Here is a 13,280-nt window from a genome sequence, read left to right as displayed (position 1 = left end):
CATGCAGCGCACGCTCGTTCTCGTACTTCTCAGGCGCGTCGACGCCTGAGCCGAACAGCCTGCGTCGACGCGCGACCCTCGCACGACCCAACTTCGGGTTGTCGAGGGTTTTTTCGTGTCCGGACCCCGATACCCACGAGGCAAACCAATGACCAGCGCACCATCGCGACAGGCTTCCGAGCCCTCGTCGCCACGTCCAGGTCCGCGGCCCAAACCGGCTCCGCCCACTGGCGCGCCGATCCGAGTGACCGGGGCGCAGTCCCTCGTCCGCTCGCTTGAGGCGGTCGGGTGTGAAGTGGTGTTCGGCATTCCGGGCGGGACGATCCTTCCCGCGTACGACCCGCTGCTGGACTCCACGAAGGTCCGGCACATCCTCGTCCGCCACGAGCAGGGCGCGGGACACGCGGCGACCGGTTACGCGCAGGCCACCGGCAAGGTCGGGGTCTGCATGGCGACCTCGGGACCGGGTGCGACCAACCTCGTCACCCCGATCGCGGACGCGAACATGGACTCCGTGCCCATCGTCGCGATCACCGGCCAGCAGTCGCGGCCGCTGATCGGCACGGACGCCTTCCAGGAGGCGGACATCTGCGGCATCACGATGCCCATCACCAAGCACAACGTGCTCGTGACCGACCCGGCGGACATCCCGCGGGCGATCGCGGAGGCGTTCCACATCGCGTCGACCGGCCGGCCCGGCCCGGTCCTCGTCGACATCCCCAAGGACGTGCTGCAGGAGCAGACCAGCTTCTCGTGGCCGCCCGAGATGCGCCTGCCCGGTTACCGGCCGACGACCCGGCCGCACGGCAAGCAGGTCCGCGAAGCCGCGAAGCTGATCGTCAGCGCCCACAAGCCCGTTCTCTACGTGGGCGGCGGCGTGATCAAGGCGGACGCCCACGCCGAGCTGCTGCGCCTCGCCGAGGAGAGTGGCATTCCGGTCGTCACGACGCTGATGGCGCGCGGCGCGTTCCCGGACTCGCACGAGCAGCACATGGGCATGCCCGGCATGCACGGCACCGTCGCGGCCGTCGCGGCGATGCAGAAGTCGGATCTGCTGATCGCACTGGGCGCCCGCTTCGACGACCGCGTCACCGGCCAGCTGAACTCGTTCGCGCCGGACGCGCAGATCATCCACGCGGACATCGACCCGGCCGAGATCTCCAAGAACCGCCGCGCCGACGTGCCCATCGTCGGTGACTGCAAGGAGATCATCACCGAGCTGATCGACGCGCTGCGCGCCGAGCGCGAGACAGCGACGAAGGTCGACCTCGCGCCGTGGTGGGCGACGCTGAACTCGATCCGCGAGACGTTCCCGCTGGGCTACGACTGGCCCGAGGACGGCACGCTGTCGCCGCAGTACGCCATCGAGCGGATCGGCGCGCTGTCCCCGGCGGACACCATCTACACCGCGGGTGTCGGCCAGCACCAGATGTGGGCCGCGCAGTTCATCAAGTACGAGCACCCGCGCACGTGGATCAACTCCGGTGGCCTCGGCACGATGGGCTTCGCCGTTCCCGCCGCGATGGGCATCAAGGCAGGTGAGCCGGGCCGCACGGTGTGGGCCATCGACGGCGACGGCTGCTTCCAGATGACCAACCAGGAGCTCGCCACCTGCGCCATCGAGGGCCTGCCGGTGAAGATCGCCGTGATCAACAACGGCAACCTGGGCATGGTCCGCCAGTGGCAGACGCTGTTCTACGGCGAGCGGTACTCCAACACGGATCTGGGGACGCACAAGCACCGCATCCCAGACTTCAAGCTCCTGGCGGAAGCCCTCGGATGCGCGGGCCTGCGGGCCGAGTCGCGCGAGGAGGTGGACGAGGTGATCGGAAAGGCGTTGGAGATCAACGACCGCCCGGTCGTCGTCGACTTCGTCGTCGGCAAGGACGCCCAGGTGTGGCCGATGGTCGCCGCGGGCACCGGCAACTCCGAGATCATGGCCGCCCGCGGCATCCGCCCCCTGTTCGATGAGGACCTGTGATGACCAGGCACACGCTGAGCGTTTTGGTCGAGGACAAGCCCGGTGTGCTCGCACGCGTCGCCGGTCTGTTCTCCCGCCGCGGCTTCAACATCGAGTCGCTCGCGGTCGGCCGCACCGAGTACCCCGACATCTCGCGCATGACCATCGTGGTGTCGGTCGACGAGCTGCCGCTGGAGCAGGTGACCAAGCAGCTCAACAAGCTCATCAACGTCATCAAGATCGTGGAGCTGGAGCCGAGTGCTTCCGTTCAGCGGCAACTGGTGCTGATCAAGGTCCGGGCGGACGCGACGGTGCGGTCGCAGGTCCTCGAAACCGTCCAGCTCTTCCGCGCGAAGGTCGTCGACGTCTCGCCAGAGGCCGTCACGATCGAGGCCACCGGCACGTCTGAAAAACTCGACGCGTTGCTGCGCATGCTGGAGCCCTACGGGCTTCGCGAAATCGTCCAGTCCGGCATGGTCGCCATCGGCCGTGGCGCTCGTTCCATCACCGCCACCGCGGTCCGCTAACCATCGCGAGGTCGTGCCTGTCGTCCGGTCGCCCCTTCGTGCAGATTCGGCGAAGCCCAATCTGTGCGAAGCGGCGGCCGGACGGCAGGCTTCTCGACGACCTCGCCGCCGTCTGCGGAGCAGCGGCAAACAAACACAGAAGGAAATACAGTGAGCGTTGAGATCTTCTACGACGACGATGCCGACCTGAGCATCATCCAGGGCCGCAAGGTGGCCGTGATCGGCTACGGCAGCCAGGGCCACGCCCACGCGCTGTCCCTGCGCGACTCGGGCGTCGAGGTCCGCATCGGCCTGCAGGAGGGCTCCAAGTCCCGCGCCAAGGCCGAGGAAGAGGGCCTGGAGGTCGGCACGCCGGCTGAGGTCTCCGCGTGGGCCGACGTGATCATGATCCTGGCGCCGGACACCGCGCAGCGCCACATCTACGCAGGCGAGATCGCCGCGAACCTCAACGAGGGCGACGCGATCTTCTTCGGCCACGGCTTCAACATCCGCTACGGCCTCATCACGGTTCCGTCCGGAGTGGACGTCGCCATGGTCGCGCCGAAGGGCCCCGGCCACCTCGTGCGCCGCCAGTTCGTCGACGGCAAGGGCGTTCCGGCGCTCATCGCGGTCGAGCAGGACGCGTCGGGCAACGCGCAGGCCCTCGCCCTGTCCTACGCCAAGGGCATCGGCGGCACGCGCGCCGGCGTCATCAAGACGACGTTCAAGGAAGAGACCGAGACCGACCTCTTCGGCGAGCAGGCCGTCCTCTGCGGTGGCGCCTCGGCCCTCGTCCAGGCCGGCTTCGAGGTCCTCACCGAGGCGGGCTACGCCCCCGAGGTCGCGTACTTCGAGTGCCTGCACGAGCTCAAGCTGATCGTCGACCTCATGTACGAGGGCGGCATCGCCCGCATGCGCTACTCGATCTCCGACACCGCCGAGTTCGGTGACCTGACCCGCGGCCCGCGCGTCATCACCCCCGCGGTCAAGGAGGAGATGAAGAAGATCCTGGGCGAGATCCAGGACGGCACCTTCGCGAACGAGTGGGTGGCCGAGGACGACAACGGCCGCGCGAACTACAAGAAGCTGCAGCAGGAGGGTGAGAACCACCCGATCGAGGCAACCGGCAAGAAGCTGCGCGACATGATGTCGTGGGTCGACCGGCCGATCACCGAGACCGCCTGAGGCTTTTCCCGAGGGAGGCCCGTGGAGCGTGTGTGACGCTCCGCGGGCCTTTCCGCTTTTCGTTCGCGTCCATCCGCTAGCTTCTTCGGCATGACCGAGAGTGCGCCGATCTACGACGACAAGGCCCACGTGCGCGGCAAGCTGGACCTCCGCAACGCGCAGTGGAAGCGCCCGCCGGAGCCGGAACCGGAAGACGGCCACGTCGAGATCGCCTTCATCGAGCACACCGACGGCGCCACGTACGTCGCGATGCGCAACTCCAAGCAGCTCGAACCCGTCCTGACCTTCACGATGGCCGAGTGGGACGCGTTCGTGCTGGGTGCGAAGGACGGCGAGTTCGACGAGCCCTGGTGATCGCGTCGGCGACCTCCTCCAGCGGCAGGGTCCCGTCGACGATCAGGGCACCGCGCGCCCGGTAGGTGGCCTCCATGTGCGCGTTGTGCTCCAGGGCCGCCGCCAGTTCCTCCGGGTGCTTGCCGAAGGAGTTCGTCGTGCGGGTCCGCAACCGCTCGCGCATCGTCTGGTCGTCGATCACCACGCAGACCACCAGGTCGAAGAGGTCCAGCACCTCCGCCTCGTTCTCGACGCAGCCGCAGAGGAACGCGTCGGTCTCCCGCGCCCGCACGGCGAGGTCCTCGACCCGCTCCCGGCTCATCCGCCACCCGAACCGGTCGAGCCACCCCTGGGGCACCGGGTCGGGAGGGTCGGCGACGACCCGCCCGCTCACCCGGTCCACCCACCGGTTGTAGCCCTCCCAGTCGGCGTCGACCGCCAGCTCTCCTCTTGCTTTCAACAGCGAGCAGACCGTCGACTTACCAGCCCGCGACGCCCCGGTGATCCACACGAGCGGCATCGTCGAAGCGTCCCACGGCAGGCAACGGGACAAGCCGAACCGCTGCCGCGGTCAGGTCAGTCGCGAGCCCCGTCGTGCCGCCCAGGCTCGTTCGACGTACCGCATGAGCGCCGGATAGACGATCGCGTAGCGAAACGGCTTGATGAGAACCATGTACGCCCTGCCGGCGGCACCGCGCGGCTTGACGTAGACGGTCATCTGTCCCCGGTACCGGCCGCCGCCCTGGTCCACCCAGGCCAGGTGCATCACGCCGTACATCGTCCGGTTCGAGATCTCCTCCGCGAACTCGGTCCCGGTGCGGTACAGCGGACGGAACGGCTTGTCCGTGAGGCGGGAATCCGTCGCTGTACCACGGAGTTCCGCCGGCACGCGGACGGACAGCGACGGCTCGCCGGTTCCGGGGACGGGTGGCCAGGCGCCGGCGTCCTCCGCCGAGGCCGAGACGCGCCCGATTCCGAACAGGCGGCCGAACAGATCGCGGATTCCCCACAGCACGCGCACCGGCAGCGGCGCCGAACCAGGGAAGTCCATGGCTGCCATGAGGCCGATGACCTCGTCGAAGCCGTCGGGCCCACCGTCGACGGGAAGAGCCCAGACGTCCTCGACCTCGAAGTCGTGGACGACATCGCTGATGATCCAGCGCTGGGCCTTGAGCACGTCGTTGGAAACTCTCATTCGCCTTGCGCTCCTTTCGCGCTGAGACGGCGGATCGGGCCGATGAGGGCGCGGTAGAACGGCCGGACCAGCCGACCGGCGACGCGGCCGTGGCGTTCCTCCTGCCAGACGCGCGCCCGCGGATGCCCTTCGAGCAGCCGGTCGAAGATCTTCGTACCGAGCCGGTGCGCCGGCAGCGCCGAACACACTTCGACGGCGCAGAGGTGCTTGATGCTCATGTAGCCGTACTGCGCCGGGCTGACCAGCCGTATCGGAGCACCGTGGTCGCCGTTGAGAGGGCGTCCGTTCAGCCGTCGAGCCAGCATGACGTCGTCTGCGAGCGCGTCCTGCAGCTCTGCCACCGACGCGGCACCGTCCAGGCCCTCGAACGCCAGGTGGGTGACGGTGACCCCTGGCTCCAGCGCGGGTTCGACGAAACGACGGTAGAAGTCGGCGAACCTCACGCCCTCCCAGCGCAGGTCGGTCGCGGTCCACCCGGCGACGCAGTGGAAGTCGGCCAAAGTCTCCCGGTGTGGCAGTGCGGACAGTTCCTCCAGCCGCACCTCGACGGGTTCGCGCACCACGCCGCTGATGGCGATCACGGGATCGTCAGGCACCGGAGGTGGCGGCTGCTGCAGGTGTGTCCCGAACCGCGGGAATCCGTCGACTCGGCGTTGTCCTGGCGGAAGTGTCTTCAAGGCTGGCCCCCCTCGCTGACCGGTGGTCGTTCACCGACCGGTAGTCGTTCACCGACTGACGGTCAGTCTTTAAGCTGGCTTGGTGACTGTCAAGCGGCTACGGGAACGGCAGGCGGAGGCCACGCGCGAGCAACTGGTCACGGTCGCGCGGGAGCTGTTCGTCGAGCAGGGCTTCGCGGCGACCGCGATCGACGAGATCGTGCAGCGGGCCGGTCTCGCCAAGGGGGCGCTCTACCACCACTTCAGCGGCAAGGACGCGCTGTTCAAGGCCGTCTACGACGCGGTGCTGGACGAAACCGCCGAGGCAGTGATGGCGGCGGCGCTGGCGGAGAGCCATCCGTGGGACGCGGTGCGAGCGGGGTTGTCCGCGTTCCTCGACGCCTGCCTGCGGCCGGACTTCCGGCGGATCGTGATCATCGACAGCGTGGGCGTGATGGCCGCCAACTCGTGGGAAGGCGGCCTGGAGGGCGTCGAGCTTCCGATGCTGCGCGTCGTGCTGACCCCGCTGGTGGTCAGCGGCGCCCTGCCGGGTGTCGCGGTCGATCCGCTGGCGCATGTCGCACTGGGGGGTCTCTACGGCTCGGCGCTGTACATCACCCGGGCCGCCGATCCGCAGGCCGCTCGCGCCGAGGCGGAGACGGTGCTCGACGTCGTCCTCCGCGGTGTGCGAGCCGTCGCCGCCGAGTAGTCGCAGAACCATCCCCGTTCACACCGCCTGCCGGCCGCCGGCTCGACCCGCGTCCCGCCAGTTCTCACGCAGTGGGCGGCCTGCCTTCCGTCCAGCCCCACGTCCAGGCGGGATTCGTCCCATACCGCAGGACGCGGCCAGTGACCTGAGCCACCCGCTCGAAAGCTTCGCGAGTCCCCCTGTCTATGCTCGTTAACAGTCCGGACACATTGCGGTGCTCCGGTCGGCGCGGGCCAGCCGCCCCCGACCACGCCTGCGCCCCACGATCCGACCCTTCCTGGGAGCGATGTCCGTGAGCAACACGAGCCGACCTGTTGTCCTCATCGCCGAGAAGCTCGCGCCGTCCGTCCTGGACGCTCTCGGCGACGGCGTCGAAGTGCGCCACGTAGACGGCACCGACCGAGAAGCCCTCCTCAGCGCGGTCGCCGACGCGGACGCCCTGCTCGTCCGCTCCGCCACCCAGGTGAACGCCGAGGTCTTCGCGGCCACGCGCAAGCTGAAGGTCGTGGCCCGCGCGGGTGTCGGCCTGGACAACGTCGAGGTTCCGGCCGCCACGCAGAACGGCGTGATGGTCGTCAACGCGCCGACGTCCAACATCGTCAGCGCCGCCGAGCACGCCGTCGCACTGCTGCTCTCCGTCGCGCGCCAGATCCCGGCCGCGCACGAGACGCTGCAGAACCACGAGTGGAAGCGCTCCAAGTTCAACGGCGTCGAGCTCAACGGCAAGACGGTCGGCGTGGTCGGCCTCGGCAAGATCGGCCAGCTGTTCGCGCAGCGCATCGCCGCGTTCGGCGTCGAGCTCATCGCCTACGACCCGTACGTGTCCGCGGCGCGCGCCGCCCAGCTCGGCATCGAGCTCGTCAGCCTCGAAGAGCTGCTCGAGCGCGCCGACGCGATCTCCATCCACCTGCCGAAGACGCCGGAGACCAAGGGTCTCATCGGCGCCGAGCAGCTGGCCAAGGCCAAGCGCGGTGTCATCATCGTCAACGCGGCCCGCGGTGGCCTCATCGACGAGGAAGCCCTCGCCGAGGCCGTGAAGGAAGGCCAGGTCGGCGGAGCCGGCATCGACGTCTTCTCCACCGAGCCCACGACCGAGAGCCCGCTGTTCAACGTCCCGGGCATCGTCGTCACCCCGCACCTCGGCGCGTCCACGGCCGAGGCGCAGGACCGGGCGGGCACCGACGTCGCGAAGAGCACCATCCTCGCGCTCGCCGGCGAGTTCGTGCCGGACGCCGTCAACGTCCAGGGCGGTGCGGTCGGCGAGGAGGTCCGCCCGTACCTGCCCCTGGTCCAGAAGCTGGGCACCGTCCTCAGTGCACTGTCGCCCAAGGCCCCGACCAGCGTCACCGTCGAGGTCCGCGGCGAACTGTCCAATGAGGACGTCGACATCCTGCCGCTCGCCGCGCTGCGCGGGGTGTTCTCCAAGGTCGTCGAGTCGCAGGTGACGTTCGTGAACGCGCCGAGCCTCGCGGCCGACCTGGGCGTGAGCGTCGAGCTCGTCAAGGAGACCGAGAGCCCGAACCACCGCAGCCTCGTCACGGTGAAGTCCGTGCACGCGGACGGCAGCACCTTCAGCGTCTCCGGCACGGTCAGCGGCATCGCGCAGGTCGAGAAGCTGGTGAACATCAACGGCCGCAACTTCGACCTGAGGGCCGAAGGCACCGTGCTCCTGCTGGAGTACCCGGATCGTCCGGGTGTCATGGGCACGGTCGGCACGCTGCTCGGCGAGGCCGGCGTGAACATCGAGGCCGCGCAGATCAGCCAGACCGGCAGCGACGCCGTCATGGTGCTGCGCGTCGACCGCCCGGTCGACACCCAGGTGCTCGACCCGATCGGTGCCGCCGTCGGCGCGCGCACCGTTCGCTCTGTCGACTTCGGATAGTCACGACAAACCGGGAAGGGGACGGCAAAGTCCCCTTCCCGTGTCCATCGTCGTTCACAACGAAGTCGTAACAGGCAACTATCCGTAGACCACATTCATACTTTCGGGGCAGTCGCAGAGACACGATCAGCGATTAGCGTCCCCACGAGGTTGACCCGGTGCCGTAGAGGGCACGGCACTGTTTCTTCGGGTCGAAGGCACACACACCTCGGTTGGGGCAACGTAGTGAAGAGACGATCGAGTCTGGTGGTGTTCTCTGCCATCACCAGTTTGCTGATCGCACCCGCCACGGCACAGGCGCAGGGCGAACCGCTCGCGCAGCCGGTGAAGAGTGCGCAAGGGTTGGACGCGAAAGCGTTGCACCTCAAGGTTTCCCCCAGGCTGAACGCCGCGGGCGCGGTCACCGCGTTCGTCGCGCTGGACCGCAAGCCGGCCGTCGACGCGTTCGACGAGAAGAAGAGCCAGGGCAAGGAAGTCGCGAAGCAGGCCGCCAGGCAGGCCAAGAGCGACGTGTCCGCCACCGCGGACCAGGTCGTCGGCCAGCTCAAGAGCGCTGACACGCGGACCTTGGAGCTCTACCGCACCTCCAACGGCGTCCCCGGCGTCGTCGTGAAGGCCGACGCGCAGAAGGTCCGCGAACTCGCGCAGCGCGCGGACGTCCTCGCGGTCTACCCGGTCGTGCCGAAGAAGCGCCAGAACTCGAACGCCGTCCAGCTCACCAGGACGCTCAACGTCTGGCAGCAGTACGGCAAGCTCGGCGACGACATCCGCGTCGGCATCATCGACACCGGCGTGGACTACACGCACGCGAACTTCGGCGGCCCCGGCACGGTCGAGGCGTTCAGGGCCGTCGACCCGCGCGCGAAGGACCCGAACTTCCCGACCGCGAAGGTCGTCGGCGGTTACGACTTCGTCGGTGAGGACTACGACGGGGAGAGCACCGACCCGGCGATCAACACGCCGAAGCCGGACCCGAACCCCCTCGACTGCAACGGTCACGGCTCGCACGTCGCCGGCACGACGGCAGGCTTCGGCGAGAACGCCGACGGCAGCACGTTCAAGGGCGACTACACCAAGCTCGACGCCGCGAAGCTCAACGAGATGAAGATCGGCCCCGGCACCGCGCCGAAGGCACAGATCTTCGCGCTCAAGGTCTTCGGCTGCGAGGGCTCGACCAACGTCACCTCGCAGGCGCTCGACTGGTCGCTCGACCCCGACGGCGACGGCGACTTCTCCGACCACCTCGACGTGGTCAACCTGTCGCTCGGCTCCGACTACGGCGCCCCGGACGACCCCGACAGCCTCTTCGTGAAGAAGCTGTACAAGGCCGGCGTCATGCCGGTCTTCTCCGCGGGCAACGGCGGCGACCTCTACGACATCGGCGGCTCGCCGGGCAACACGCCCGAGGCGTTGACCGTCGCCTCCACGCGCGACTCGTTCGTGCTGCGCGACGGCGCCGAGGCGAACGGCCAGGCGAAGCCCGGCCAGTACAGCCAGAACTTCACCGGCTACCTGGGCTACGACAAGACCCTGCCGGTCGTGAAGCTGACCCAGGCGGGCAACCTCGACGGCTGCCAGCCGATCACCGAGGCCCTCGCGGGCAAGTTCGTGTGGCTCGAGTGGGACGACAACGACGCGACGCGCCGTTGCGGTTCCGGTGGCCGCACCAACAACGCGCAGGCCGCCGGTGCCGCGGGCGTGGTGCTTTCGTCCACCCTGAACAACTTCAACGCGGGCATCGCGGGCAACGCGACCATCCCGGTCTTCCAGTTCACCGGTGACGCCACCAACCAGGTGCGCCCGCTGCTGGACGCGGGCACGCTGACCGTTCGCCTGGCAGGCGTCCTGCGCACCACGGTGGCGACGTACGACCAGTCCATTTCGGACACTCCGAGCGCGTTCACCAGCCGTGGCACCCGCGGCCAGTCCATCAAGCCGGACGTCGCGGCCCCCGGTGACACGATCTCGTCGGCCGCCGTCGGTTCCGGTGACGACCGCATGGTCATCTCCGGTACGTCGATGGCGTCGCCGCACGTCGCCGGCATCGCCGCCCTGGTCCGCCAGGCGCACCCGGACTGGACGCTGGAAGAGGTCAAGGCCTCGATCATGAACACCGCCGGTGCGGACGTGAAGGAGAACGGCAAGACCTTCGCCCCCAACCGGGTCGGCACCGGCCGCGTGGACGGCAAGTCCGCGATCGACAACCAGGTCCTCGCCTACGTCGAGGAGGACAACGGTTACGTCAGCGCGAACTTCGGCGTCGTCGAGGTCTCCAAGCCGGTCTCGAAGTCCAAGACCATCAAGCTGGTCAACAAGTCCACGAAGCCCGTCGAGTACCAGGTCGGCTACACCGCGGCCACGACGATCCCCGGCGTGAGCTACGTGCTCTCGCAGGACAGGGTGAAGCTGAGCCCGCGCGGCGTCGCGAAGGTCAAGGTCACCCTGAAGATCGACGACCCGAAGGCGCTGCGCAAGACGGTCGACTCGACGGTCGAGGCCAACCAGCTCGACACGCCGCGCCAGTTCCTCGCGGACGCCTCCGGCCGCGTGACCTTCACGCCGGTCTCCGGCGCCACGGTGCCGCTGCGCCTGTCGGTCTACTCGGCGCCGAAGCCGGTCGCGGACATCAAGACCGCGTCCAGCCTCAAGTTCCGCGGCAACGACAAGCAGGCCGTGCTGAACGTGTCCGGCAAGGGCATCGACCAGGGCACCGGCTCGCAGGCCTACCGCTCGCTGATCAGCGTCCTCGAGCTGCAGGCCCAGTCGCCGAAGCTGCGCGACTGCAAGCGCAACGTCACGGAGAACTGCGCGCTCAACGACACGGCCAAGGGCGGCGACCTCCGCTACGTCGGCGCGGCCTCCACGGCCCCGCTGGCCAAGGCGCAAGGCAAGCCCGAGGAGGCGCTGCTCGCGTTCGGTGTCGCCACCTGGGGCAACTGGTACAACCTGGGCAAGAACACCATTCCGTTCGTCGACATCGACACCAACGGTGACGGCACGGCGGACTTCGAGGTGTTCGCCACCCGCCTGACCGACACCGACCTGCTGGTCGCGTCCACCGTGGACCTGAAGACGGGCGAGACCGTCGACATCCAGGGCGTGAACGGCCTGTTCGGCGACGTCGACGCGAACGTCCAGGACACCAACGTCGTCGTCCTGCCGGTGCTGCTGAGCGCACTGGGCATCGACGCGTCGAAGGACACGGCCCGCATCTCGTACGTCGTGGGCACCGGCGGCTACTACCCGGCGCCGGGCAACGCGAACAAGCTGATCGACGTGATCGACCGCAACCTGTCCTTCGACCCGCTCAAGCCGGGCCTGTGGGCGCAGGGCGGCGGCGACGCGGCGCTCTCGTACCTCGCGAAGCCGGGCACCGCGCTCGTCGTCAACAAGGACGAGGCCTCGCTGAAGGCCGACAAGTCCGACGGTCTGCTGGTGCTCAACCACCACAACGCCAACGGCGACCGCGCGTCGGTCGTCCTGGTGCGCTCCACCGGCCGAGGCGCCTACTGACGCCACTCGTCCAACCGCACGCGGGGCCCTTTCGTACTGCATGTCGGTACGAAAGGGCCCCGCGTGCGTTGGGTGAACGCGGGGTGCGATGGGGGCGTCACCCCTTGACGGGACAGCAGTACTGCGGTCGAGTGACACTCGAAAGTGGGATATGGGCCGTGTGGGTGTCCCGCAGTACGGGAGATAACACCCCGATGGGGTGTCCGGCATGCGGCGGGCACCCGCGATGCCGGTAGCCTTTCGCGAAGGAAAGTAGTCCCACCAATTGGGGACTGACACCTGGGAGGTGTGTGGATGCGGCTCGCAGTGATCCCAGGAGACGGGATCGGGCCCGAGGTCATCGCTGAGGCCCTGAAGGTCCTCGGTGAGGTCGTTCCGGCGGCCGAGATCACTCGCTACGACCTCGGCGCGGCGCGCTGGCACGCCACGGGAGAGTTGTTGCCCGAGTCGGTGCTGGGGGAGCTTCGCCAGCACGACGCGATCCTGCTCGGCGCGGTGGGCGACCCGTCGGTGCCGAGCGGAATTCTGGAGCGGGGCCTGCTTCTGAGGCTGCGCTTCGAACTCGACCACCACGTGAACCTCCGCCCGGCTCGTCTCTACCCCGGTGTCCGCAGCCCGCTCGCGGACCCGCCGGAGATCGACATGGTGGTGGTGCGCGAGGGCACCGAGGGCCCGTACGCGGGCAACGGCGGCCTGCTCCGCAAGGACACGCCGCACGAGATCGCCACCGAGGTCTCGCTGAACACCTCGTTCGGCGTCGAGCGCGTGGTCAGGGACGCTTTCGCGCGTGCCTCGAACCGGCAGCGCCGGCACCTGACCTTGGTGCACAAGACGAACGTCCTCACGCACGCCGGCTCGTTGTGGTCGCGCGTCGTGGAGGAGGTCTCGTTGCAGCACCCGGACGTCACCGTGGCCTACCAGCACGTGGACGCGGCGACCATTCACATGGTCACCGACCCGGGCCGTTACGACGTGATCGTCACCGACAACCTGTTCGGCGACATCCTGACCGACCTCGCCGCCGCCGTCACGGGTGGCATCGGCCTGGCCGCGTCGGGAAACATGGACGTGACCCGTCGCAACCCGTCGATGTTCGAGCCGGTGCACGGTTCGGCACCGGACATCGCGGGCCAGGGCATCGCCGACCCGACGGCCGCCGTGCTGTCGGTCGCGCTGCTGCTCGACCACCTCGGCGAGCACGAGTCGGCACGCCGGATCGAGGCCTCCGTGGCGTTCGATCTGGCCACGCGTGATCACCAGTCGCCGGGTCAGACCTACGCGATCGGTGACAGGCTCGCGGCTCTCGTGTCGTCGAACGTGCGCACGGGCTGAGTTCTGCCA

Annotated in this window: 11 protein-coding genes; 8 read left to right on the top strand and 3 right to left on the bottom strand. The window is 68.6% G+C overall.

Translation table 11 applies throughout. The features are described from left to right. The first annotated feature begins 148 nt into the window (after positions 1-148). The 4 genes from AB0M48_RS33665 (at position 149) to AB0M48_RS33650 (ending at position 4,005) form a co-directional block, all read left to right on the top strand. Complete coding sequence (locus AB0M48_RS33665) at positions 149-1,981, top strand: acetolactate synthase large subunit (protein ID WP_363849575.1); 1,833 nt, start codon at positions 149-151, stop codon at positions 1,979-1,981. After that, the gene (gene ilvN / locus AB0M48_RS33660) at positions 1,981-2,487 is read left to right on the top strand and encodes an acetolactate synthase small subunit (protein WP_030479767.1); all 507 of its coding nucleotides are present in this window, start codon (positions 1,981-1,983) and stop codon (positions 2,485-2,487) included. The genes AB0M48_RS33665 and ilvN overlap by 1 nt, the downstream gene beginning before the upstream one ends. Positions 2,488-2,637: 150 nt before the next feature. Beyond that, the gene (ilvC, locus tag AB0M48_RS33655) at positions 2,638-3,651 is read left to right on the top strand and encodes a ketol-acid reductoisomerase (RefSeq protein ID WP_363849573.1); all 1,014 of its coding nucleotides are present in this window, start codon (positions 2,638-2,640) and stop codon (positions 3,649-3,651) included. Between the two features lie 90 nt (positions 3,652-3,741). Further along, positions 3,742-4,005, top strand: coding sequence for a DUF397 domain-containing protein (locus AB0M48_RS33650; RefSeq protein ID WP_090051086.1), 264 nt, complete (start codon positions 3,742-3,744; stop codon positions 4,003-4,005). Here the strand turns inward: AB0M48_RS33650 and AB0M48_RS33645 are convergent. Genes AB0M48_RS33645 through AB0M48_RS33635 form a run of 3 tightly spaced genes read right to left on the bottom strand, consistent with a single transcriptional unit; the run spans position 3,938 to position 5,775 of the window. Continuing rightward, complete coding sequence (locus AB0M48_RS33645) at positions 3,938-4,504, bottom strand: AAA family ATPase (RefSeq protein WP_363849571.1); 567 nt, start codon at positions 4,502-4,504, stop codon at positions 3,938-3,940. The genes AB0M48_RS33650 and AB0M48_RS33645 overlap by 68 nt on opposite strands. A 51-nt stretch (positions 4,505-4,555) precedes the next feature. Then, positions 4,556-5,179, bottom strand: a complete 624-nt coding sequence (locus AB0M48_RS33640; protein ID WP_363849570.1) for a DUF2867 domain-containing protein — start codon at positions 5,177-5,179, stop codon at positions 4,556-4,558. Continuing rightward, a complete protein-coding gene (locus AB0M48_RS33635; RefSeq protein ID WP_363849569.1) occupies positions 5,176-5,775 on the bottom strand; it encodes a molybdopterin-dependent oxidoreductase in 600 nt (199 codons plus the stop codon). The genes AB0M48_RS33640 and AB0M48_RS33635 overlap by 4 nt, the downstream gene beginning before the upstream one ends. A 163-nt stretch (positions 5,776-5,938) precedes the next feature. Between AB0M48_RS33635 and AB0M48_RS33630 the strand changes: the two genes are divergently transcribed. The 4 genes from AB0M48_RS33630 (at position 5,939) to AB0M48_RS33615 (ending at position 13,271) form a co-directional block, all read left to right on the top strand. Beyond that, a complete protein-coding gene (locus AB0M48_RS33630) occupies positions 5,939-6,544 on the top strand; it encodes a TetR/AcrR family transcriptional regulator (protein WP_363849567.1) in 606 nt (201 codons plus the stop codon). Positions 6,545-6,836: 292 nt separating this feature from the next. Beyond that, complete coding sequence (gene serA / locus AB0M48_RS33625) at positions 6,837-8,426, top strand: phosphoglycerate dehydrogenase (RefSeq protein WP_319982522.1); 1,590 nt, start codon at positions 6,837-6,839, stop codon at positions 8,424-8,426. A 249-nt stretch (positions 8,427-8,675) separates the two neighbouring features. Continuing rightward, the gene (locus AB0M48_RS33620) at positions 8,676-11,939 is read left to right on the top strand and encodes a S8 family serine peptidase (protein WP_363849630.1); all 3,264 of its coding nucleotides are present in this window, start codon (positions 8,676-8,678) and stop codon (positions 11,937-11,939) included. Positions 11,940-12,233: 294 nt separating this feature from the next. Next, the gene (locus AB0M48_RS33615) at positions 12,234-13,271 is read left to right on the top strand and encodes a 3-isopropylmalate dehydrogenase (protein WP_266042245.1); all 1,038 of its coding nucleotides are present in this window, start codon (positions 12,234-12,236) and stop codon (positions 13,269-13,271) included. The last annotated feature ends 9 nt before the right edge of the window (positions 13,272-13,280 follow it).

This window comes from Lentzea sp. NPDC051208 (assembly GCF_040682435.1).
GTDB lineage: Bacteria > Actinomycetota > Actinomycetes > Mycobacteriales > Pseudonocardiaceae > Lentzea > Lentzea kristufekii.
This window is presented reverse-complemented; position numbering and strand designations above follow the sequence as displayed.